The organism is Amycolatopsis sp. ATCC 39116 (assembly GCF_000231075.2).
Taxonomy (GTDB): domain Bacteria; phylum Actinomycetota; class Actinomycetes; order Mycobacteriales; family Pseudonocardiaceae; genus Amycolatopsis_E; species Amycolatopsis_E tucumanensis.
The window spans coordinates 1-22,157 of sequence record NZ_AFWY03000073.1; the positions used below are offsets into that span (position 1 = coordinate 1).

Genomic DNA, 22,157 nt, shown 5'->3' on the forward strand with positions numbered 1-22,157 from the left:
AGCGCCGGGCCAGCCCAAATTGCGCGGCGCCAGCGCCAAAGCCAGCCCAGCCGCACGATACAACCGCCCAACAGCCCAAATTGCGCGGCGCGAGTGCCGGAGCAGCCCAGTTAGGCGGCACAGGCGGCCGACCCGGCCGCCGGGGGATGAAACCGCTTCGGCAGCCCACTGACGCGGCGCGGGCGCCCCGGCCAGCCCAGCCGAGCGGCGCCAGCGCCAAGGCCAGCCCAGCCGCGCGGCTTGAGCGAGCGTCTCACCGGCTCGCGCGCACGGCACCAGCCACGGCCCGCGAGCCGACGTCCTAACGACGAGCCCGCACCACCGCGTCGTAGATCGTCACCGCTTTGCCGTCCGGGTCCGTGGCTTGCCGGGGCCGCGCCTCGGCGACCTCCACGGTCCACTCGGCGGGCAGCCAGCTCGCCACCTCCTCCGCGCTGCTGAACCGCTCGGGCACGTGCGGCCGCCCCATCGTGGTGTCCAGGTCACGCGCGTCGTGGTGGACCAGCAGCACCGTGCCGCCCGGGTTGAGCCACCCGGCGAACCGGCCGACCAGCTCCCGCAGCTCCGGGTTGCGCAGGTGCAGGAACTGCGCCGAGATCAGGTCGAACCGCCGGTCGCCCGGGTCCCACGTCCGCACGTCGGCCCGCTCCCACTCGATCCGGTCGCCGACGCCGGCCGCCGCCGCGTGCTCGGATCCCCGTCGCAGCGCGGTTTCCGACAGGTCCAGCGCCGTCACCCGCCAGCCACGCTCCGCGAGCCAGCAGCTGTCGGCTCCCTCGCCCGCGCCGATGTCCAGCGCCGTGCCCGGCGGCAGCTCCCCGGCCTCCGCCACGAGCTGCGGGTTCGGCCGTCCACTCCAGACCGCCGTGTGCGAGCGGTACCGCTCCTCCCAGAACTCCTCGCCGTACTCCTCAGATCCCATGACGCTGTGCCCCTCCGACGAGTTCGCTCACTTCGCGCTCGGCCGAGAACACCCCGGCCCGGTGCGCGGCGACGGCCGCGCGCGTGTCCTCCGCCACCAGGTCCGCGTTGATCGCCGCGCCCGCCGTCAGCCCGCCGGACGCCGACACGATCACCTGCGCCGTCACGTTCGCCACGTTCCCCGCGACCCACACGCCCGGCACCTCGGTGGCGCCGGTCGGGTCCGCGGCGACGTAGCTCCCGATCACGTGCCCCTGCATGACCTGCTCCGACACCTCGAGCCCGAGCGCGGTGAGCAGCCCGGCCCGCGCCGTGAACCGGGGCGCGACCACGGCCACCTGCCGCGGCACGACCTCGCCGGACCGCATCCGCACCCCGGTCAACCGGTCGTCGTCGACCTCGACGGCCGCGACCTCGCCCTCGATCACCCGGATGCCGCGGGCGGCCAGCTCCTCGCGCTGCTCGTCGGTCAGCTCGGGCGCCTGGTGCCGGAACAATGTCACGTCCGCACTCAGCTGCCGCCACAGCAGCGCCGCGTGCACCGCCATCGGGTTCCCGCCGATCACGCCGATCGCCTGATCCCGCGCCTCCCAGCCGTGGCAGTACGGGCAGTGCAGGACGTCGCGGCCGAACCGCTCCGCGACACCGTCGATGTCGGGCAGCTCGTCGACCAGTCCGGTGGTCACGAGCAGCCGGCGCGCGCGGACCTTCTGGCCGTCGTCGAGGGTCACCTCGAAACCGTCCGCGGTCCGCTCCGCCGCGGTGACCGTGCCCGTGACGATCTCGCCGCCGTACCCGGTCACCTCGTCGCGACCGATGGCGACCAGCTCGGCCGGTGGAGTACTCTCCCGGCCCAGGTAGTTGTGCACGTGCCCGGCTCGCGCGTTGCGCGGGTCGCCCGCGTCGACGACCAGCACCGACCGGCGCGCCCTTGCCAGCGCGAGGGCGCCGGCCAGCCCCGCCGATCCACCACCCACCACCACAACGTCGTACTTCTCGTCCATGACCGCGACTATCCGCGCGACCGGCCGCGGGTGACAAGAAATTTTGCCGGGATGGCAAAACCGGGGCGGGGCCGGGCTTGAAGAGCCGGGAAGCGGGTAAACAGCGGCCACCAACGAGGAGGGCGAGGGTGGAGCAGATACCGACGTTCGGCGTCGAAGAGGAGTTCCTGCTCGTCGACGATCAGGGTCACCTGTCGGACCGCGGTCCGGAGGTGGTCGAAGCCTTCGACCGCCCCGACGGCGACGTGCAGCGGGAACTGGCGCGCAGCCAGGTGGAGCTGGCCAGCGAGGTCTGCCGGGGCGCGGGCGAACTCCTCGATCAGCTCACGCACTTCCGCTCCCGGCTCGCGGGCGAGGCGGCGAAGCGGCAGCTGCGCCTGATCGCCAGCGCGACCCCGCCGCTGGCCGAGGCTCACCCGCCCGCCCTCACGCCGACTCCGCGGTACCGGCGGATGGGCGAGCACTTCGGCATGATCGCGCGCACCGGCACCACGTGCGGCTGCCACGTGCACGTGAAGATTCCGGACCGCGGCACCGGGGTGCGGATCAGCAACCACGTCCGGCCGTGGCTGCCGGTGCTGCTCGCGCTCACCGCGAACTCGCCGTTCGACAGCGGGAACGACACCCGGTACAGCAGCTGGCGGCACGTGCTGTGGTCGCGCTGGCCGTCCGCGGGACCGCCGCCGTTGTTCGCCTCGCTCGACGAGTACGAGTCCCGGGTGGCCGCGATGCTCGAATGCGGCGCGATGCTGGACCGGGGCATGATCTACTGGGACATCCGGCTGTCGGAGAAGCGCCCGACGCTGGAGTTCCGCATCAGCGACGTCGCGGCGACGGCCCGCGAGGCGACCACCCTCGCGGTGCTGGTGCGCGGCCTCGTGCTCACCGCACTGTCCGAACTGGACGATCCGCCGCCGCCGGTGCCCGGGGAGGTGTTGCGGGCCAACCTGTGGCGCGCGGCGCGCGACGGCCTGGACGGCTCGGCCCTGCACCCGGAGACCGGACGCCTCACCCCGGCCCCGGCGCTGGTCAGCCAGCTGGTCGAACGGGTCCGCGGCGCCCTCACCGAGACCGGCGACCTCGACTTCGTGGTGGAGTCGCTGGCGTGGGTGCACGAACACGGCAACGGCGCCCAACGCCAGCGGCGCGCCTTCGCGGAGAAGGAGCAGCTCACCGACGTGGTGGACCTGCTCAGCCTCCGATAGCCGCCTTCAGCGCGGACAGCGCGTCCGGGTCCGCGAGAGCCGAACCAACCGCCACCCCACGACACCCGGCGGCCAGGAAGTCCGCCGCGTTGCCCGCGTCGATACCGCCGGTCGCGACGAACCGCACCGACGGGAACGGGGCCAACTGCGCCGTGATCCAACCGGCGCCCAGCTGACGAGCGGGAAACGCTTTCAGCCACGTGTTCCCCAGCGCCAGCGCGCTCGCGATCTCGGTCGCCGTCGCCACGCCCGGCAGGTGCGGCAGGCCGAGCCGGTGCGATTCCGTCACGACCTCCGGGTGCAGCCCGGGCGCCACGGTGAACTCGGCGCCGATCTCGCGCACCGCGACCAGCTGGTCCACTGTGGTCACCGTGCCCGCGCCGACGCTCTTGCCCCGCTCGGCCGCCGCGGCCACGGCAGCGCGCAGCGACGGCATCGCGTCCGGCGTCTGCACCGGGATCTCCACCAGCTCCACACCGAAATCCCAGGCACGCACGCACATGTCCACAGTCCGCTGTGGATCGAGGCCGCGGAAGATGCCCAGCACGGGGTTGCGGCCGAGGTGCGCGGCGAAGAAGTCAGCGGGATCCATGGTCGTCTCCTCCCCAGCCCAGTGCCCGGGAGATCCGGTGGGCGGCGGTCCGGTACTCGTCGAGATGTGCACGCAGTTCGGCCAGCGGCGCGACGACTTTGAGCGCGGTGACGGACAGGCTGTGCGTCACCTGGCCCCGCGCGTCGCGCACCGGCAGCGCCAGGCAGTTCAGGAAGTCCTCGTGCTCGCCGTCGTCCTCGGCCCAGCCGCGTTCGCGGACGCGGTCCAGCTCGGCGGACAGCTCCGCGGGCCCGGCGACCGTGGTGGGCGTGAAGCGCTGGTAGTCGCACAGGGACAGCCAGCGCTCGCGGTCCGGCTGGTGCGCCAGGATCGCCTTCGCGACGCCGGCGGTGTGCAGAATCGCAGGCAGCCCGATGCGCGACCCCATCGCGACGCTGCCGCGGCCGTCGATCTTGTCCACGTACACCACCCGGTCACCCACCAGTTCCGCGAAGTGCACGGTGTGCCCGCACTGTTCGCCCAGCTCCTGCAGCACCGGGCGGGCGAGGGCGCGCGCCTCGACCTGGTCCAGCGCGAGCTGGCCGTAGGCGATCAGCTGGAACCCCATCGCGTAGCGGTTGTCCGGGACGCGCCGGACGAACCCGCCCTCCTCCAGGGTCTGCAGGATCCGCAGCGCGGTCGACTTGTGGACACCGAGGTGGTCGGCGATCTCGCCGAGGGTGCGGTGCCGGCGGGAGACGAACGCGACGATGTCGATCGCGCGGGCGACGGTCTGCGACATCAGCCCAGTTTCCCGATGATGTCGGCGGCCGGGGGCAGTTCGGCGAAGTCCGACGGGGATTCGAGCACCCGGGCGGCGGCGTAGTGGCCCAGCCGGAGGCGCGTCACCTCGTCGCGGTCGTCGAGGAAGCCGCTGAGCCACCCGGCCGCGAACGCGTCCCCGGCCCCGACCGCGTCCACCACGTCGACCTTCGTGGACGGCACGCGGTGGACGCCGGTCGGGGTGAAGCTGACCGCTTCGATCGCGGCGTCCTTGACCACCAGGTAACGCGGGCGGTCGAGGAACGCGCGGACGCTCTTCGCGTCGCTCGTGCCCCACAGCGCCTCCGCCTCGTCGCGGCCGACGAACACGATGTCGCTGTCCTGGGCCAGTTCCCGCAGGACCTCGGGCGCGTCGCCGTGCCACAACTGCGGGCGGTGGTTGACGTCGAAGCTGACCAGGCCCGGCCCGCGGATCAGGGCACGGGTGGCTTCGCGGGCCTGCTCGGACAGCGCGGCCGTGATGCCGGAGACGTGCACGAGCCGCGCCGGCTGGGCGGTCCAGTGCGCGATGTCGGCGGTCGTGATCGCGGAGGCGGCGGAACCGGCGCGGTAGTAGTAGACGCGGGTGCCGTCCGGGGTGGGGTCCTTGAAGTAGACCGCGGTGGGACGGTTCTCGTCGCGGCGGACCAGCGACGTGTCGACGCCGTGCCGCTGGAGGTCGTCCAGCACGAGGTCGCCGAGCGGGTCGACGCCGAGCGCGCTCGCCCAGGCCGCCTTGTGCCCGAGACGGGCCAGCAGGGCCGCGACGTTCGACTCCGCGCCGCCGGGCCGCAGCAGGAAGCGGCTGTCCGAGACCAGACGGCCGCCCGCCTCGGGCGTGACCATGACCATGGTCTCGCCGACCGTCAGCACGTCCACGCCCGCCTCCGTTGCACATGTTGCAATGCCGTTGTTCTCATTGCAATATAGCAGGTCCAGCGCGGGGTGCGGTCAGGAGTGGCGGGCGTAGCGGCCCGGCGGTTCACCGACCACCGCGGTGAACTCGCGGGTCAGGTGGGCCTGGTCGGCGTACCCGAGGTCGGCCGCCAGCTCGGCCCAGTCCACGGACTCGTCGCGCGCCGCCCGTTCGGCGGCGTCGTAGATGCGGTACCGGCGCAGCACCCACTTCGGGCTCACGCCGATGTGGTCGGCGAAGGCGCGCTGCAGCTGCCGCACGCTCACCCCGCCCCGCGCGGCCAAGTCCTCGACGCGTCGCAGGTCCCGGTCGCGCGCGGCGAGTTCGGCGAGGGCCGTGGTGTCCTCCGACGGCTGGCGCTCGTCCGGGACCAGCGGGGCGAGGGCGTCGTCGAGCATCGCGGCGATCTCGGCGCCACCGGTGTCACCCGCGAGCGCCTCGGCCAGCCCGGGCTCGACCGGGTGCAGCGCCGGGAAACCCTCGGCGACCGGGTGGACCTGGTCCGTGATCGTGGCCATCGACCTGCCGAGGAACGGGCGAAACCCGCCGGGCCGGAACATCACGCCCAGCGCCCGGCCGCGCCCGGACAGCCGTCGCGTGAAGCGCTGGGTCTGCACTCCGCTGACCATGCCGGGGCCCTCGTCGAACACGACGTTGACCACCGGGTGCACGAGGACATGCTGCTCGTGCACGTCCGGCAGGTCCCAGGACACGAGCCAGTACCGGTCGACGAACCGGTCCACCCCCGGCGACGGCGGGTACCGGGTCAGCTCGAACCGCCGCAGCCCCGCGTTCGGGTGCAGGATGCCGCGGCTGTCCCGCTCGACCGGCTCGACCACACCCCGAGCCTAGTCGCGTTTCTTCAAGACCGGCCGGCCGCGCCCGCCTAGCGTGCGGGCATGACGACACGCGCGGAAAGCACCTTCACCAGCGAGAACAGCGAGACCACCCCGCGCGAGTGGACCGGCGGCGCGATGGCCAGGACGCGGTGGCTGAAGGAGTTCACCGGCGACCTGGAGGGCACGAGCGTGGTCGAGGCGATCATGCTCCAGGTCGAGCCCGCGCCCGGTGGCGAGGCGGGCGCGATCTACGTCGGCGTCGAGCGGTTCGAGTGCAGCCTGCACGGGCGCAAGGGCAGCTTCCTGCTGACCCACAACGCCACCTCGCTCGGTGCGGAGACCGGCGGGGAGTGGACCATCGTGCCCGGCTCCGGCCGCGATGAGCTGACCGGGATCAGCGGCCGCGGGGAAATCCAGCCGGACCACCACTTCGTTTTGGAGTACACGCTGCCCTGAAATCGGTTAGGGTGTCGCAATTCTCGACGCCGAGGACGTGACGCCCATGATCGGAGAACGAACGGCGCAGCGCACATTCTTCGCGCCGCCGCGGGACCGGGAACCGGCCGAGCTGTACCGGGAGATCGTCGCCGGATCGGCCACCGCGAGCCGCACCGCGTTCGCACTGGAGCCACACGCGCGGATCAGCACCAACACGTACTTCGGTCGCTTCCCGGCCAGTCACTGGCAGCGGTGGACCGATGTGCCGCGAGTGACGCTGCGGGTGCGGGCGCGTGGTTCGGGAATGATTTTCCTGATGGCTTCCGACAGCCTCGGCCGAGAACGCACGGTCGATTCCGCACGCGTCCATTCGGCGGAATCGGAATACACCGAACTGACGGCCGAGCTGAATCGGTTCGCCGACGGCGGCGGATTGTGGCTGGAGGCCGCGACGGAGAACCGGCGGCTGCGGATCGACGACGTCCGGTGGCTGGTGCCGGGCGCGGGCCGGGGTCACGGCGCGGTGGTCGCGATGTGCACCCACAACCGTCCGGAGGAGTGCCTCGCCACCCTGCGGACGCTCGCCGCGGACCGCGAGTGCCTGGACGCGCTGGACGCCGTGTTCGTGGTGGACCAGGGCAGCGATCCGGCGCCCGTGGAGCAGGCCGGGCTCGGCGCGAAGCTGCGGTACGTGCGGCAGCCGAACCTCGGTGGCGCGGGCGGGTTCGCGCGCGGGTTGAGCGAGGCCACCGCCGACGGTCGTCGTCCGCACGTGGTCCTGATGGACGACGACATCGTGCTGGAGCCGGAAACGGTGCTGCGCCTGATCGCGTTCGCGGAGCTGACCGTGGCCCCGGCGATCGTCGGTTCGCAGATGCTGCAACTGCTGCACCCGCACCGCCTGCAGGTGGCGGCCGAGTACGCGGACCTGCCACGCCTCCGGGCGGGCCGCCCGGTGCCGGGCGCGTTCCAGGACGTGGACCTGCGGGAACACAAGCTGGACCTGCACGTGGACGGCGAGTACAACGCGTGGTGGACCTGCCTGGTGCCGCCCGAGGTGGTGGAGTCGACCGGCTTGCCGATGCCGATGTTCTTCCAGTGGGACGACATCGAGTACGGCTTGCGTGCGAGGGCGGCCGGCCACCCGAGCATCACCCTGGCCGGCGCGGGGGTCTGGCACGCGGACTTCTGGTGGAAGGACTGGGACGACTGGCCGCGGTACTTCAGCGTCCGCAACGGCTTGATCGTGGCCGCCCTGCACGGCGATTTCCAAGGAACGGCGGCTTTCCTGGCGGGCGAACTGGCGCGCTACCTGGTGTCGATGAGATACGCCCTGGCCGCGACGCTCATCCTGGCGATAGAGGACTTCCTGCGCGGCCCGGAGGTCTTGTCGGACGGCGGCGCGCAAGCTGTGGCGGCGGTGCGGAAGCTGCGCTTGGAACACCCGGAGACGCAGTTGCGACCGGTATCGTCGGCGGCCCAGACGCGCACTGTCCGATCCGGACCGGAGCCATCGCGCCCAGGACTGGTGATGGCGAAGCGAATCGCATGGCACCTGCTGGGAAAGTCACATGGTGAGGCGGCGGTGCCGACGCGGGACAGCGAGTGGTGGCACGTGGCGCTGTTCGACCGGGCGGTGGTGACGGACCCGTCGCAGGAGGGCGTGAAGGTTCGGCAGCGGGACCGGGCATTGGCGAGGAAGCTGGCGACCGAAGGGGCGAAGGTCCTGCTCCGATTCCGCAAGGAAGCGGAGCAGGTCGCGGACGAATACCGGGCAGCACTACCAGATCTGACCACAACGGACAGCTGGACACCACGCTTCAACAAGAGCTAAATACAGGAAGCCGGCAACGAAAAGCAAGCGACTACCCCAACCAGACCTCCCCCGCCCCCGATCCACAGCCGATCTTTAGTCGCCGATCAGGCGTGTCAAGGTACTCTTTCCCGCCTTGACACGGCTGCTCGGCGACTGAAACACAATCAGCCATCGGGGGCGGGGGTGGTCGGAAGGTGACCTTCCGGCGCCGTGAGGCGCTGTTTCCGCGCGAAGCCGCAGGTCTAAAGATCAAAAGAGTCCTCGCCGGACGGGCAGGCTCCGGGATGACCAGGGGACCGTTGTTAGCTCACCTGTCGAGGTGGTCGCCGGGTGGTCATCCCGTCGCCTTCCGGTTTGTGCATATCACCTTGAGCCAGGGCCGCAAGGTTGGCATGTTCGGCCGCCGGTGAGCACGGAGGTTGCGGCCCTGGCTCAAGGTGATCGTTGCGTGTCAGGCGACGGGATGACCACCCAGCTCGGGGTTTTGTTCAAAGATTGCGCTGCGCGCTCAGTCTTTCCAGTTGCGCATCAGGCGGACCCGGCTTCCCTGTTCCCCTGGGGTGATGTCCACTTCGGTCATCAGCGCGCGCATCAAACCCACTCCCCGACCCCTTATCCCCTTGTCGGCGGGGGGTGGGCGCCACTTGCCGTCGTCGGTGATCACGATCTCCACGGCACCCTCGTCGGCGGTTGCGGTCAGCGTCAGGGTGCCGTCGTCCCGGCCAGGATAGCCGTGTTCGATCGAGTTCGTGCACGCTTCGTCGACGGCGAGGATCACGTCCGCGGCCGCCTCGTCGGGGACGTCGGACTGGGCCAGCCACTCACGCAACTCCCGCCGCATGTCGACCAGGCTCCGGGGCTCCGCGGGCAACTCCAGGCGCATCGGACCAGGCGGGTGCACGTAGACCAGCACCGCCACGTCGTCGTTGTGACCGGACGGCGGCAACAACCGGTCCAGCAGGTGCTCGGTGATCTCCGCCGACTGCCGGCGCGGCACCTCGCGCACCGCCACCCGTGCGCCTTCGATCGCCTCGTCGATCGGCTGGCCGTGCCGCTCCACCAAACCGTCCGTGTACAGCAACAGCACCGAACCCGCCCGCAACGGCACCGTCGCACGTGGACGGTCCGTCGACCGGCGCACCGCCAGAGGTACCGCCAACGCCTGGTCCAGCAGCTGATCACTGCCGTCAGCATGACTGAGCACCGCCGACGGGTGCCCGGCGCTGGAGTACGTCACGATCCCGGCCACCGGGTCGACCACCGCGCAGAACACCGTGGTGCACAAGGCGCCCGGGATCTGCCGGGCGAATCCGTCCAGCTGGTCCAGCGCCCGCGCGGGATCGCCGTAGCTCAACAGGAGCGCACTGCACGCACTGCGCAGCTGCCCCATCACCGACGCCGCCGCGAGCCCTCTGCCGACACAATCGCCCACGACCACCGCGATCCGCCCGTCCGGCAACCGCGCCACGTCGTACCAGTCGCCGCCGACCTCCAGCGGCCGCACCGCAGGCTCGTACCGCACCGCGAACCCGGCCGGCAGGTCCGTCGGCCCCAGGATGGCGTGCTGCAGGGTCAGCGCGACCGCACGCGCCTCGTCGTAGCTGCGGGCCCGGCCGAGCGCCTGCGCGAGCTGCGCCACCAGCATCCCGAACAACGCGCGCTCCTCGGCGCCCAGCACCTGGTCCGCCCGCTCGGCCCACACCACCGAATCACCACTGCCGAGCGTCGCCCCGAGTTCGCGGCTCGTCTCCGGCGGCCAGATCTGCCCCGGCGCCTGACGGCGCGCGCGGTCCAGCCGCTCGTACAGCTCCGGCTCCAGCTCGTCGAACGAACCGGCCTCCGGATCGCCCGCGAGCAACCCGCCGCTCTCCACGGTCGGCCAGATCGCCGCCACCACCCGCGTCGCACCGAGGATCGCCCGCAGCGCCGACACCCCGGCGTTCAGCACCTCGGCGACATCGGTGGCGGCCGCCAGGTCCGCGGCGAACGCGGCCAGCACCGCCTCCCGGTCCGCCGCCTTCTTCTCGACCGTCACGTCCCGCAACGTCCCGACCAGCCACGCCCGCCCGTCGTCCTCGGCGACACGCGTGAGGGTCAGGGCGGCCCACGCCTCGCGCCCGTCCGGGCGCTCCACCCGGACCGACACCTCGCGCCCGTCGCCCAGGTAGCCCACCAGATCGGTGGCCGGCACGCGCGCGGCGTCCGCACCCAGCCACGGGTACGGCCAGGCCATCGGCACGCTTTCCGCGCCGTACCCGGTGATCCTGGCGAACGCCGGGTTGACCTCGACCACCGTGCCGTCGCTGTCCGCGACGAACACGCCCTCCCGCAACGACTCGAACAACGCGCGGCGGAACTCCGACTCACGCCGCCGCAGACCGGACAGCGCCAGGTTCGCCCGCACCCGCGCGAGCAGCTCCGCGCCGGAGAACGGTTTCGGCAGGTAGTCGTCGGCGCCTGCCTCCAGACCGGACACCGCCGCCTCGACCCCGGCCCGCGCGGACAGGAACAGCACCGGCACCGACTTCGTCGCCGGTTCCGCCCGCAGCGCCCGGATGAGCCCGAACCCGTCCAGGCGCGGCATCATCACGTCCGACAACACGAGATCCGGGCGGTGCCGCCGCGCCAGCTCCAGCCCTTCGACGCCGTCCCGCGCGAGCAGGACCCGGCCGATCGGGCGCAGCATCCGCGCGATGAACCGGCTCAGATCGGTGTTGTCCTCGACCACCAGCAGCGTCGGCCCCGGCTGCTCGCCGGGCTGCGCCGTCTCGCCTTCCCCGTCGAGGCGCCACTGCAGCGCTTCCTCGCGGTAGGCGGGCGCGGCGGCGAGCGCGAGGTCGACGGCCGCCGGGGGCGCGACCGCCGCGAGCGGCAACCGGACCGAGAAGGTGCTCCCGGCCCCCTCCACCGAATCCGCCGACACCGTGCCGTCGTGCAACCGCACCAGTTCCTGCACCAGCGCCAGCCCGATCCCGGCGCCCTCGTGGGAGCGGCCCTCCCGCCCGCGCGCCCGGTGGAACCGCTGGAACAGCCTCGGCAGCTCGTCGGCCGGGATGCCGGCGCCGGTGTCGGCGACCGTCAGCTCGGCGTGCCCGTCCACCTCCCGCAGCCGGACCGCGACCCCGCCCTCCCGCGTGTACTTGAGCCCGTTGGACAGCAGGTTGAGGACGATCTTCTCCCACATGTCCGGATCGACGTTCACCGCTCGGGACAGCGGCGGGCAGTCGATCTCGAACCGCAGCCCGGCGCGTCGCACGGCCGGGGCGAAACTTTCCGCGATCTCCGTGGTCAGCGCGGCCAGGTCGTGCGGCGTGGCATCCGGCTGCAGGCGACCGGCCTCGATCTTGGCGAAGTCGAGCAGGTCGTTCACCAGCCGCCGCAGCCGTCCGGCGTTGCGGTGCACCAGCTCCAGCCGCTCGCGCTGACCGGGCGGCAACGGCTCGGCGGTGTCGGCCAGCGCGTCCTCGGCCGGCCCGGCGATGAGCGTCAGCGGGGTGCGGAACTCGTGGCTGACGTTGGCGAAGAACTCGCTCTTCGCGCGGTCCAGTTCGGCCAGCGCCTCCGAACGACGGCGCTCGCCCTCGTAGGCGAGCGCGTCGGTGATCAGGCTCGACACCTGCCCGCCGAGCAGTTCGAGGAAGGCCCGGTAGTCCGCGTCCAGCGCCTGGTAGGCCGACACCCCGAGCACCAGCGCGCCCACCGGCTCCGCCCGGCCTGCGGCGACCAGCGGCAGCACCACGGCGCGGTCCGGCGCGGCCGTGCCGACGACCACCGGCTGCACGAAGTCCGGCCCGAACCGCTTCCGCAGCTCGTCGCACACCCTGGTCCCGCCGTCCCACAACGGCCAGACCGGTTCCCCGCCGCGGTCCAGCACCGCGGGCGCGGCGCGCTCCCCGGGACCGATCCCGTACGCGGCGGCCAGCGACGCCTGCCCCTCGTCGAACAAGTACGCCAGCGCGAACGGCAGGTCGGCGCCGTGGCGGCCCAGCGCGGCGACGGCGGAGCGCGCGGTCTGCGCGACCGATCCGGCGGCCGACACCTCGCCGAGGTCGTTGAGCACTTCCATCCTGCGCTGGCGGACCACCTGCTCGGTGGTGTCCTGGACGGCGACCAGGATGCCCAGCACCTCGCCCCGCTCACCGGAGATCGGGCTGTAGGAGAACGTCCAGTACGTCTCTTCGAGGTAGTTGTGCCGGTCGATGAACAGCAGCTGGTTCTCCGAGTAGGTGGCGCCCTGGCCGGTCAGGACGTGGCGCGACAGCGGGCCCAGCTCGGCCCACGCCTCCGCCCAGCACTCGGACGCCGGGCGGCCGAGGTAGCGCGGGTGCTTCTCGCCCATCGCCGGGCGGTAGGCGTCGTTGTAGAAGACGGTGAGCTCGGGCCCCCACCACACCAGCATCGGGAACCGCGACGAGAGCACGAGGCGCAGCGCGGCGTGCAGCTCGCGCGGCCACTCCGCGATCGGGCCGAGGGCGGTCGCCGACCAGTCGCGCGCGGCGACCATCGCCCCCATTTCACCCACTGTGTCCAAATAAGACGTATCAGCCGGATGCGTCATCGACCGTGTCAGCCCTCACCCAGGGCGCATTCGAGAGTCTCGGAAACGGTGAACACCTGCCGCAGATCGGCCGCCTCCAGCGCGCGCAAGACGACGCGGCTTGACGCGACCAGGCGCAGCGGTGTGCCGGCTTCGGCACACCGCTGCTCGGCCTCGACCAGCAGGGACAACCCGGCGGAGCCGAGGAAGTCCACGCGGGACAGGTCGACGATCACCGGCTGCGGCGGCACGGCCGCGCGGCGGGCCTGGTCCATCTCACTGATCAGCGCCGGCGCGGAACACAGGTCCACACCGCCGGACACGGTCACCACCACGGCGTCCCCGGTCACCCGGTGACGCACCGCGAAAGCTTCTTCGGCCAACGGAACCTCCCGGACACGCGTAGGGACACCTGTGGTGCGTTCAGCCTAATGCGGGACCGGGAAGTCGGCAGATCTCGAGCTTCGTCAGCCCGCCAGCGCCGGCGCGGAGTACGCGGCCAGACGCTCCCGGACGTCCACCGGATCCCACACCGGCGGCTCGAGGACACCGGCCGCGACGCCGTCGCACAGGTCCTCGGCGAACCGCGCCACCACCCGCGGCGCGGGCAGGACGTCGGCGCCGAGGTAGGCCAGGACGATCAGGTCCTCGCCGCAGTGCGATTCGACGACCAGCGACCAGCCGGTGTCCTCACTCCAGATGAGGGCGGCGTCACGGTCGGGGAATTCGGGAAGGCGCCGTTCCAGCGCCAGGTACGCGTTGGCCGGTGGTGGGTCGATCTGCACGAAGTAGGCGTTGCCGCCCAGCCCCAGAGCCTCGGTCACCAGTCGCACGTACCGCCGCAGCCCCCGCGCCTGCGCGTCCTCGTATTCCAGGTACATCTGCCCTCGCACTTCGCCCACCAGATACCCGGCGGGGCGCCCCTGCTTGACGCCGCGCCGGAAACCGGCCCCTTGACGGGTTTGAAACCGCTCATGGCCCAGCCGGGCTACCCCTGGCTCGCGAATCCCAAACCTGCCATTTCACGGTGGGTGTGCACGCGGGCTGCCTCACGCACGAGCGCTGGGTGACTCCTCACCCTCGATGGTGAACGAGCCCAGCAACCCGGTGATGTCCAGGATGCGCCGCGCGTAGCGGTCCACGTTGGCCAGCTTCACCGTGCCGCCCTGCTCCTCCGCGCTGGTCTTCGCCCTGATCAGAGCGCTGATGCAGGCCGAGTCGAAGAAGTTGAGGCCCTCGAAGTCGAGCACCAGGTGGATCACCCCGGATCCGAGCAGCTTCTCCACGGCCTGGTCCAGCTGGTCCACCGCGCCGTGGTCGATCTCACCGAGCAGCAGCACACGTCCGCTGTCCCCGCTGGCCTCCGTGCGCACCACGGAAGCCGTGGCGGACCTGGTCGCGCCTTCGTCCGTCGTCATGGTTCGAACTCTCTCCAAAATCGTGGCGTCGGCTTCGGCCCCGGTTGTCGCCCGGCGGCCGTGTGCAATAAGTTTGCCGCAAAGCAACGAACTTCGTGGAGCGTGCTCGCGTGCCTGCGACCATCCACCATGCTGGAGCCTGGGAGCGATGACGACAACCTCCGACCGCCAGATCACCGCCGTGGTCAGCGATTTCCTTGACGCCCAAAAGGAAACGATCGTCGCGCAGTGGGCCGACTCACCGTTCTTCCGCTCGGTGGCGCAGGATTCCGACCAGGCCGCCGGCGACAGCGCCGAGGTCCTGCGGGGGATCCGCCGGGCCATCGCGGCCGGTGACGTGGACAGCCCCGCCGCCGACGGCTTCAACGACCTGCGCTCGCTGCTCACCGCGCTGGCGTCGCAACTCGACGGCAACCAGGGCGTGAGCCCGCGCACCGCCGTCGAGGTGAGCGACCTCAAGAAGCCGTTGCTGCGCCTGTGGCAGGAGACCGCGGATGCGGACTTGCTCACAGCGGGCGCCCTGCTGCTCTCCAGCGCCGTGGACACCCTGCGGCTGGTGCTCGTCGAGTCGGCGCTGGCCTCGGCCAAGGAGACCCTGGCCATCCAGCGCGACCAGCTGACCGAGCTGTCCACCCCGGTGATCAAGCTGTGGGACGGGGTGCTGGCGATCCCGCTGATCGGCACCCTGGACAGCATGCGCAGCCAGGTCGCCACCGAGAGCCTGCTGCAGTCGATCATGACCCACCAGGCCAAAGTCGCGATCCTGGACATCACCGGTGTGCCCACGGTCGACACGATGGTGGCCCAGCACCTGCTCAAGACCGCCATGGCGGCCCGGCTGATGGGCGCGGAGTGCGTCATCAGCGGCATCCGCCCGCAGATCGCCAACACGATGGTGCAGCTCGGCATCGACCTCGGCGAGGTCGCCACCCGCGCCCGGCTGGCCGACGCGCTGGCCTACGCCCTCAACCGGCTCGGACTGCAGGTGGGCTCGTCCGCGGTACCGGGCGTGGTCTGATGGCCGGCATCCCGATCGTCAACCTGAGTGGTGTCCTGCTGGTCACCATCCAGGAGGAGCTCCTCGACCAGTCGGTGGCCGAGTTCGAATCCGAGCTCACCGAGAAGGTCGTGGAGACCCGCGCCCGGGGTGTGCTCATCGACGTGTCCGTGCTGGACATCATCGACTCGTTCCTCGCCCGCACGCTGCACGACATCGCGGCCATCACCTCGCTGATGGCGGCCCGCACCGTCGTGGTCGGCATGCGGCCTGCCGTGGCCATCACCCTGGTCGAACTCGGCCTGACCCTGCCCGGCCTGTCCACGGCGCTCTCCGTCGAGGAGGGTCTCTCACTGCTCGCCCCGCCACCGGGGTCATCGCGGACGGCGCTGCGGTGACACGCGCGCCTGCCACGAACACGGTCGCCATCCACGACGAATACGACATCGTGCATGTGCGGCACGCCGCCAGGTCGGCGGCGTCCACCGCGGGGTTCAGCCTCGTGCAGCAGACCAAGCTGGTCACCGCCGCCAGCGAACTGGCCCGCAACGCCCTGGTCTACGGGGGCGGCGGGCAGGCGGAAATCGCCGTCGAGGACCTCGGGGGCAACCCGACGGTGCGGATGACCTTCACCGACAAGGGGCCGGGCATCCCGGACATCGACGCGGCCATGGCGGACGGCTTCACCACCGGGTCCGGCCTCGGCCTGGGCCTCGGCGGCGCCAAACGGCTCGCCGACCAGTTCCGGATCGACTCGGCGCCGGGCCGCGGGACGAGGGTGGAGATCAGCATGTCCGTCCGCAGAAGCGCGGGACCGTGACCCGCGACGACCTGATCGTGACCGAACCGAGTCACGTCGGGCGCGCGCGGGTCGTCGCCGCGTCGGCCGCGACCCGCGCCGGGCTGCCGCTGGAGCGGGTCCACCTGGTGTCGCTCGCCGCCACCGAACTGGCCTCCAACCTGCTCAAACACGCCGGGCGCGGGGTGTTCAGCGTGGTGCCGGCGCTGGGCAGGCTGGACGTCGTCGCGGTCGACTGCGGTCCGGGGATCGGCCGGATCGAGGACAGCATGCGCGACGGCTACTCGACCACCGGCACGCTGGGCGGCGGCCTCGGCGCGGTGCGCCGCGCCGCGGACGTGTTCGACGTCTACAGCAGGCGTGGCCAGGGCACTTCCGTGCTCGCGCGCTGGCACGCGGGCCCGTCGCCGCTGCCCGGTGGACTGCGGATCGGCAGCGCGATCCTCACCGCTCCGGGTGAAGCGGAATGCGGCGACCGCTGGACGGCGGAAACCACGGACGATAGCGTGACCATCGCGGTGAGTGACGGTCTGGGCCACGGCCAGTTGGCCGCACGGGCCAGTGACGCGGCGATCTCCACCGTCGCGGCACACGCCGAGCTGCGACCGGCCCGTATCCTGGAGCTGATGCAGCCGTCCCTCGCCTCCACGCGCGGCGCGACCGTGGCCGTCGCGCAGCTGACTCCGGCGGAGGGGCGCATGCGGTTCTGCGGGGTGGGCAACGTGTCCACCCGGTTCTACGCGGACCAGGACGGGCCCGTGCAGCGCATCGTGTCGCGCCACGGCATCGTCGGCGTCGCCGCGCGGCCGCGGCCGTCGGACTCCGCGTACTCGTGGTCCTCCCGCAGCTGGCTGGTCCTGCACACCGACGGGATCTCGGACAAGTGGAGCAACACCGACTGGCCCGGCCTGTTCAACCACGACCCGGCCACCGTCGCGGGCTGGATCCTGGGGCAGCGTGGCCGCGGGCGGGACGACGCGTGCGTGGTGGTCATCGCGGGAGGTGGTGGCCGGTGACGAAAGCCACCACCGAGGACCTGCTCCGCGAGCTGCGCGAGACCATCGCGCGGCAGGAACGTGAGCTGCGGCTGCACCAGTCGGAGCTGGAACAGACCAACGCGGGCCTGCTGGCCCTGCACGCCGAGGTCGAGCTGCAGCGGCAGCGGTCGGCGTTCCTGGACGAGGTGAGCCGCAGCGTGTCGGCCTCGCTGCGCGGCCGGGAGGTCGTGGAGGCTCTGGTCGGGCTCATCGAGCGGGAGAACCTGGCCGACTGCGCCGGCGTGTGGCTGGTGACGGACGAGACCCGCAAGCTCAAGCGCCTGCCGCGGCCGGACAGCGCGCCGGACGCGGACGTGAAGCGCGTCGCGACCGGCCACCAGGCGCACATCGAGCCGAAGCGGCTGCTGCTCCCGCTGACGGTCGGCCCGCACCTGCTCGGCGTGCTCGAGCTGCACCGGGACAGCGAGTTCACCGGCGACGAGGTGTCCTTCCTCACCGCGGTCGCCGCGCGGTCCGCGGTCGGCCTGCGCAACGCGGGCGAGTACGAGCGGGAGCGCGAGCTGGCCGAGCGGCTGCAGCACGCGATGCTGCCCACCCTGAGCACCCCGGACGAGCTGGAGCTGTGCGCCCGCTACCGGCCCGCGGCGACCGGGGTGAACATCGGCGGCGACTGGTTCGACGCGTTCACCAGGGCCGACGGCACGATCGTGCTCACCGTGGGTGACGTCACCGGGCACGGTCTCGACGCGGCCGTGGTCATGGGGAAGCTGCAGAACGCGCTGCGCGCCTACACCGCGGAAGGGCACGGCCCAGCGGAGGCGCTGCGGCTGGCCCACCACCTGCTGCGCGGGCTGGACAGCACGTTGTTCGCCACCGCGGTGGTCGCCGACCTGGAGCTGGAGACCGGCCGGATCCGCTGGGCCAGCGCCGGGCACCTGCCGATCCTGGCCTGCGGCGAGGACGGGGTCCGGCACCTGGAGCGGCCGAACGCGCCGATGCTGGGGGTGCCGTTCGCGTTCGACATCGCCGAGTACGAGGAGACCATCACGCCGGGCAGCGACCTGCTGCTCTACACCGACGGGCTGGTGGAGCGGCGGGCCGAGGTGCTCGACGACGGGCTCGCCCGGCTGACCGGCGCGTTCGCCGAGGTCACCGGGCTGCCGACGGACGAGGCGGGCGACCGGATCCTGTCCGAGATGCTCGGCCAGGACGAGCACGACGACGACGTGTGCCTGCTGTTGTGCCGGTGGTCGGCGCAGCCGGAGCGCCCGTCCCGCCGCGGCGCGCGGCACATCCCAGCGCCGCGCTGAACTCAGCGCGGGAGGGCGAACTCCGCCCACACCCACTTCCCGTCCGAGCCGGTCTCGTAACCCCAGGACTCGCTGACCGCTTCGACGATCACCAGGCCGTTGCCGCGCACCGAATCCTGTTCGGCCGGGCGCGGGACCGGGACGTGCACGTCGTCGTCCCACACGCGCAGCAGCAGGCGGTCGCCGTTCTGGCGCAGCACCACCGTGACCTCGCCCTGCCCGTGCTCGACGGCGTTGGTGACCAGCTCGGAAGCGGCCAGCACGATGTCCTCGCGGGTGTCCGCGGGCACCTCCCACGCCTGCAGCGCGGAGGTGGCGAACTCCCTGGCCTGGCCGGCCGCCGGCGCCTCTTCCGGCAACCGCGTCACCGCGCGCCGCCACTCCGACAGCTTGCTGTGGTGCTTCGTCGGTCGGCGCGAGCCGTCGGTCCTCACAGTGTCCTCCCGCCAGCGGTCCTTGCTCGCGTATCGGCTGTGTTGATGGTTCCCCGGACGTGGCCGGTTAACCACTTCCCGCCCCGATCCTCACCCGCGGTGAAGCCCGGTTAGGATCGGCGGACGGTTGAGCCGCCAGCCTGTTGCCGTGGCGGCTCCGGGTACCGGTGCAGCTTCCTTGTGGTCCGCCGACGGCAGGACGCGGTGAACGACGACAGTAGGAGGTATCTCGGGTGACCACCGAGTTGCGTGTCACGCGACGCCTCATCGACGGGGCCATCGTGGTCTCCGCCGCCGGCGATGTGGACCTGACCAGCGCGCCCGACCTGGAGAGCGAGGTGCAGACCGCCTGCGCCGAAGCCCAGCCGCCGGGCCCGGTGGTGGTCGACCTGTCCGGGGTGACCTTCCTGGGGTCGATCGGCCTGAGCCTGCTGGTGAACGCGCAGCAGAAGTGTGAGGAGAACTCGGTGGAGCTGCGGGTCGTGGCCACCAGCCGCGCCGTGCTGCGGCCGCTGGAGGTGACCCGGCTCGACGAGCAGCTGCGGATCACGTCGTCGCTCGAGGAAGCCGTGGCGCCGCCCGCGACCGAAGCGAGCTGATTGCCCCGCTCCCGCGCGGGGTACTCGCTGCCGGTGGACCGAGCCGGGGAGCGAGACATGACCGTGGTGAGCAAGCGGATTCCCGTCCAGCCCGAAAAGGTGTTCACCGTCCTCGCCGACGGCTGGACCTACGCGGGCTGGGTCGTGGGCGCCTCGCACATCCGGCAGGTGGACAGCCACTGGCCCCAGGTCGGTTCGCGGATCCACCACAGCGTCGGACCGTGGCCGTTCAACGTGCAGGACGTGAGCTGCGTGCTCGCGGTCGAGGAGAACAAGCTCCTCGAACTGGAGGCCCGCATGTGGCCGATGGGCGCCGCGAAGATCACGCTGACCCTCACGCCCGACACCGAGGGCGGCACGGAGGTGCAGATGGCGGAGAAACTGGTGCGCGGCCCGCTCAGCCTGCTGCCCGAGCCGGTGCAGGCGGCCATGCTGGCACCACGGAACACCGAGAGCCTGAAGCGGCTGGCGGACATCGCGGTGCACCGCTGATCTTTGAACACAAAGGTAGCTGGGTGGTCATCCCGTCGCCTGACACGCAACGATCACCTTGAGCCAGGGCCGCAACCTCCGTGCTCACCGGCGGCCGAACATGCCAACCTTGCGGCCCTGGCTCAAGGTGATATGCACAAACCGGAAGGCGACGGGATGACCACCCGGCGACCACCCACCCGAGGTGAGACGACAACGGTCCCCTGGTCATCCCGGAGCCTGCCCGTCCGGCGAGGACTCTTTTGATCTTTAGAGCCGCGCTGGCGCGCGAAAACCAGCGCCTCACGGCGCTGGAAAAGGTCACCTTCCGACCACCCCCGCCCCCTCTCCCTGAGTGTGTTTCAGTCGCCGAGCAGCCGTGTCAAGGCGGGAAAGCGTGCCTTGACACGGCTGGTCGGCGACTAAAGATCGGCTGTGGATCGGGGGCGGGGGAGGTCTGGTTGGGGTAGTCGGCTGCTTTGCGTTGCCGGGTGGCGGTTTTAGCTGTAGATGGCTCGTTGTGCTGCTTGGATCGCACTTCCGTATAGGCCGCCGGTGATTCCGTTGCGTGCCAAGGCTGCTCGTGCTGCGTTGGCTCCTGGGGCGCCGTGCACCGCGCCTCCCGGGTGGGCCGAAGCTCCGGCCAGGTAGAGCCGATCGACTGGGGTGTCGGCCCGCGACAGGCCTGGCACTGGGCGGAACACGAACTGCTGGTGAATCGCCGCTGTGCCGGCGTTGATCGCGCCCTGCACGAGGCTCGGGTTGAGCGCCTCCAGCTCCGCCGGCCCCTGCGGGCACCGCGCCTTGATCAGGCTTCGGAAGCCGGGTGCGCGGCGCTCGATGACCTCTTCCATCCGGTCGGCGTAGCGCTCCAGCCGGTCCCTGTCCCAACGCTCGCCGCGCGGGACGTGCGTGTACGCCCACACCGACTCGGTGCCCGCCGGGGAGCGGGACGGGTCCGTCGTCGTCATCTGGCCCAGCAACAGGAACGGCTGCTCGGGCACCCGGCTGCACGTCAGGTCCGCGCCGTACGCGGTCAGTCCATCGAGGTCCGCGTCCAGGTGCACCACGCCCGACCGGCGCGCCTCTTCGGCCGTCCACGGGATCTTCCCATCCAACGCCCAGTCGACCTTGATCGTCGCGTTGTCCCATTGGAAACGGTCCAGGTCGGACACCAACCTGCCGGGCAGGTGCTCCTCCCCGACCAGCTCCCGGTACAGCGCCGGGGCGGGCACGTCCGCCAGCACCGCCCGCTTGGCCCGCACCAGTTCACCGTGCTCGTCCCGCACACCCATCGCCCGGTTGCCCGCGATCAACACGTCCCGCACCCGGCGGTTGCACTCGACCCGGCCACCACGATCCGCGAGACGACGCACCAGCGCGGTGATGATCCGGTCCGCGCCGCCCTCAGGCACCGGGAAACCCACGTCCTGCCCGGCCATCCCCAGCAGCCACCCGAACACACCGCTGCCCGCGTTGTCCGGACCGAGATCCGTGTGCAGGGCGTTGCCGGCGAACAACAACCGCGCACCCTCGCCGTCGAACAGCTCCTCGCCCAGCCGCCGCACCGGCAGCGTCACCATCCGCACCAGCCGCAGGGTCTCCGCGACCCCGATCCGGCGCACCAGCCTCGACGCCGACCGCACCGGCGGGAACGGGCGCAGCACCGATTCCAGCAGGTCGTCCCGCACCCTCTGCCACTGCGCGAACGCGTCGCGCCAGGCGTCGCCGTCCTTGGCGGCGAACGTGGACACCGATGCGGCCGTCTCGTCGAGGTCCCGCGACAACGCCACGCACCGGTCGTCGTGCAGGACGTGGGCCAGCACCAGCGGCGCGTGCTTCCACACCAGGCCGTAGGAGTCCAGCCCCAGCTCACGCAGCACCGGCGACGCGTAACCGAGCGGGTAGAACGCGCTGCACAGGTCGCTGCGGAACCCGGGCGCGGTGACCTCGGCACTGCGCACCGCGCCGCCGGGCTCCGGCGCGGCTTCGAGCACGAGCACGCTCCACCCGGCGTCGGCGAGCACGTTCGCCGCCACGAGGCCGTTCTGGCCCGCCCCCACGACGACCGCGTCGACAGTTTCGGTCACGAAGCTCCCTT

General features: G+C 71.7%; 22 protein-coding genes. 10 read left to right on the top strand and 12 right to left on the bottom strand.

Annotation, left to right across the window (positions count from 1 at the left end; genetic code table 11):
• Positions 1-301: 301 nt before the first annotated feature.
• Both AMY39116_RS0338705 and AMY39116_RS0338710 read right to left on the bottom strand, forming a co-directional pair.
• Positions 302-922 (bottom strand): cyclopropane-fatty-acyl-phospholipid synthase family protein, encoded by a 621-nt coding sequence (locus AMY39116_RS0338705; RefSeq protein ID WP_020422959.1) that lies wholly within the window; start codon positions 920-922, stop codon positions 302-304.
• A complete protein-coding gene (locus AMY39116_RS0338710; RefSeq protein ID WP_020422960.1) occupies positions 912-1,925 on the bottom strand; it encodes an NAD(P)/FAD-dependent oxidoreductase in 1,014 nt (337 codons plus the stop codon). Before AMY39116_RS0338710 ends, AMY39116_RS0338705 begins: the two co-directional genes overlap by 11 nt.
• 128 nt (positions 1,926-2,053) lie before the next feature.
• On the opposite strand from AMY39116_RS0338710, the gene AMY39116_RS0338715 reads away from it, so the two are divergent.
• Positions 2,054-3,130 carry a glutamate--cysteine ligase gene (locus tag AMY39116_RS0338715; protein ID WP_020422961.1) on the top strand — a complete coding sequence of 359 codons (1,077 nt, stop codon included), beginning with the start codon at positions 2,054-2,056 and terminating at the stop codon, positions 3,128-3,130.
• On the opposite strand, the gene AMY39116_RS0338720 is transcribed toward AMY39116_RS0338715, so the two are convergent.
• The 4 genes from AMY39116_RS0338720 to AMY39116_RS0338735 all read right to left on the bottom strand — a co-directional run bounded on the left by AMY39116_RS0338720 (position 3,117) and on the right by AMY39116_RS0338735 (position 6,239).
• Positions 3,117-3,722 (bottom strand): bifunctional 4-hydroxy-2-oxoglutarate aldolase/2-dehydro-3-deoxy-phosphogluconate aldolase, encoded by a 606-nt coding sequence (locus tag AMY39116_RS0338720; RefSeq protein WP_020422962.1) that lies wholly within the window; start codon positions 3,720-3,722, stop codon positions 3,117-3,119. The two genes, AMY39116_RS0338715 and AMY39116_RS0338720, sit on opposite strands and share 14 nt — an antisense overlap.
• A complete protein-coding gene (locus AMY39116_RS0338725; RefSeq protein WP_020422963.1) occupies positions 3,709-4,464 on the bottom strand; it encodes an IclR family transcriptional regulator in 756 nt (251 codons plus the stop codon). Before AMY39116_RS0338725 ends, AMY39116_RS0338720 begins: the two co-directional genes overlap by 14 nt.
• Positions 4,464-5,363: a sugar kinase gene (locus tag AMY39116_RS0338730; protein WP_020422964.1), complete on the bottom strand. Its 900-nt coding sequence runs from the start codon at positions 5,361-5,363 to the stop codon at positions 4,464-4,466. The genes AMY39116_RS0338725 and AMY39116_RS0338730 overlap by 1 nt, the downstream gene beginning before the upstream one ends.
• Before the next feature lie 72 nt (positions 5,364-5,435).
• Positions 5,436-6,239, bottom strand: a complete 804-nt coding sequence (locus AMY39116_RS0338735; protein ID WP_020422965.1) for a helix-turn-helix domain-containing protein — start codon at positions 6,237-6,239, stop codon at positions 5,436-5,438.
• Positions 6,240-6,299: 60 nt separating this feature from the next.
• Between AMY39116_RS0338735 and AMY39116_RS0338740 the strand changes: the two genes are divergently transcribed.
• Positions 6,300-6,695, top strand: coding sequence for a DUF3224 domain-containing protein (locus AMY39116_RS0338740; protein WP_020422966.1), 396 nt, complete (start codon positions 6,300-6,302; stop codon positions 6,693-6,695).
• A 46-nt stretch (positions 6,696-6,741) separates the two neighbouring features.
• Positions 6,742-8,511 carry a glycosyltransferase gene (locus AMY39116_RS0338745; RefSeq protein WP_020422967.1) on the top strand — a complete coding sequence of 590 codons (1,770 nt, stop codon included), beginning with the start codon at positions 6,742-6,744 and terminating at the stop codon, positions 8,509-8,511.
• A 490-nt stretch (positions 8,512-9,001) separates the two neighbouring features.
• Here AMY39116_RS0338745 and AMY39116_RS0338750 read toward each other — a convergent pair whose 3' ends face one another.
• From AMY39116_RS0338750 to AMY39116_RS0338765, 4 genes are all read right to left on the bottom strand, one after another.
• On the bottom strand, positions 9,002-13,006 hold the full coding sequence (locus AMY39116_RS0338750) for a SpoIIE family protein phosphatase (protein WP_020422968.1): 4,005 nt from the start codon (positions 13,004-13,006) through the stop codon (positions 9,002-9,004).
• A 53-nt stretch (positions 13,007-13,059) separates the two neighbouring features.
• The gene (locus AMY39116_RS0338755; protein WP_020422969.1) at positions 13,060-13,413 is read right to left on the bottom strand and encodes an STAS domain-containing protein; all 354 of its coding nucleotides are present in this window, start codon (positions 13,411-13,413) and stop codon (positions 13,060-13,062) included.
• An 84-nt stretch (positions 13,414-13,497) separates the two neighbouring features.
• On the bottom strand, positions 13,498-13,923 hold the full coding sequence (locus AMY39116_RS0338760) for a DUF6292 family protein (RefSeq protein ID WP_235716314.1): 426 nt from the start codon (positions 13,921-13,923) through the stop codon (positions 13,498-13,500).
• A gap of 156 nt (positions 13,924-14,079) precedes the next feature.
• Positions 14,080-14,448 carry an STAS domain-containing protein gene (locus tag AMY39116_RS0338765; RefSeq protein WP_020422971.1) on the bottom strand — a complete coding sequence of 123 codons (369 nt, stop codon included), beginning with the start codon at positions 14,446-14,448 and terminating at the stop codon, positions 14,080-14,082.
• Between the two features lie 148 nt (positions 14,449-14,596).
• Here AMY39116_RS0338765 and AMY39116_RS0338770 point away from each other — a divergent pair, with 148 nt between their 5' ends.
• Genes AMY39116_RS0338770 through AMY39116_RS0338790 form a run of 5 tightly spaced genes read left to right on the top strand, consistent with a single transcriptional unit; the run spans position 14,597 to position 18,552 of the window.
• Positions 14,597-15,466, top strand: coding sequence for an STAS domain-containing protein (locus tag AMY39116_RS0338770; protein ID WP_020422972.1), 870 nt, complete (start codon positions 14,597-14,599; stop codon positions 15,464-15,466).
• Positions 15,466-15,843 carry an STAS domain-containing protein gene (locus tag AMY39116_RS0338775; protein WP_020422973.1) on the top strand — a complete coding sequence of 126 codons (378 nt, stop codon included), beginning with the start codon at positions 15,466-15,468 and terminating at the stop codon, positions 15,841-15,843. The genes AMY39116_RS0338770 and AMY39116_RS0338775 overlap by 1 nt, the downstream gene beginning before the upstream one ends.
• A complete protein-coding gene (locus AMY39116_RS0338780) occupies positions 15,840-16,265 on the top strand; it encodes an anti-sigma regulatory factor (RefSeq protein WP_020422974.1) in 426 nt (141 codons plus the stop codon). Before AMY39116_RS0338775 ends, AMY39116_RS0338780 begins: the two co-directional genes overlap by 4 nt.
• Positions 16,262-17,260 (top strand): SpoIIE family protein phosphatase, encoded by a 999-nt coding sequence (locus tag AMY39116_RS0338785; protein ID WP_020422975.1) that lies wholly within the window; start codon positions 16,262-16,264, stop codon positions 17,258-17,260. Before AMY39116_RS0338780 ends, AMY39116_RS0338785 begins: the two co-directional genes overlap by 4 nt.
• On the top strand, positions 17,257-18,552 hold the full coding sequence (locus AMY39116_RS0338790) for a PP2C family protein-serine/threonine phosphatase (RefSeq protein WP_020422976.1): 1,296 nt from the start codon (positions 17,257-17,259) through the stop codon (positions 18,550-18,552). The genes AMY39116_RS0338785 and AMY39116_RS0338790 overlap by 4 nt, the downstream gene beginning before the upstream one ends.
• Positions 18,553-18,554: 2 nt before the next feature.
• Here the strand turns inward: AMY39116_RS0338790 and AMY39116_RS0338795 are convergent, their stop codons facing one another.
• Complete coding sequence (locus AMY39116_RS0338795) at positions 18,555-18,986, bottom strand: ATP-binding protein (RefSeq protein ID WP_020422977.1); 432 nt, start codon at positions 18,984-18,986, stop codon at positions 18,555-18,557.
• A 233-nt stretch (positions 18,987-19,219) separates the two neighbouring features.
• Here AMY39116_RS0338795 and AMY39116_RS0338800 point away from each other — a divergent pair, with 233 nt between their 5' ends.
• Both AMY39116_RS0338800 and AMY39116_RS0338805 read left to right on the top strand, forming a co-directional pair.
• Positions 19,220-19,585, top strand: coding sequence for an STAS domain-containing protein (locus AMY39116_RS0338800; protein ID WP_020422978.1), 366 nt, complete (start codon positions 19,220-19,222; stop codon positions 19,583-19,585).
• Positions 19,586-19,642: 57 nt separating this feature from the next.
• The gene (locus AMY39116_RS0338805) at positions 19,643-20,077 is read left to right on the top strand and encodes an SRPBCC family protein (protein ID WP_020422979.1); all 435 of its coding nucleotides are present in this window, start codon (positions 19,643-19,645) and stop codon (positions 20,075-20,077) included.
• Positions 20,078-20,556: 479 nt separating this feature from the next.
• On the opposite strand, the gene AMY39116_RS0338810 is transcribed toward AMY39116_RS0338805, so the two are convergent.
• On the bottom strand, positions 20,557-22,146 hold the full coding sequence (locus AMY39116_RS0338810) for an NAD(P)/FAD-dependent oxidoreductase (protein WP_020422980.1): 1,590 nt from the start codon (positions 22,144-22,146) through the stop codon (positions 20,557-20,559).
• Between the last annotated feature and the right edge of the window lie 11 nt (positions 22,147-22,157).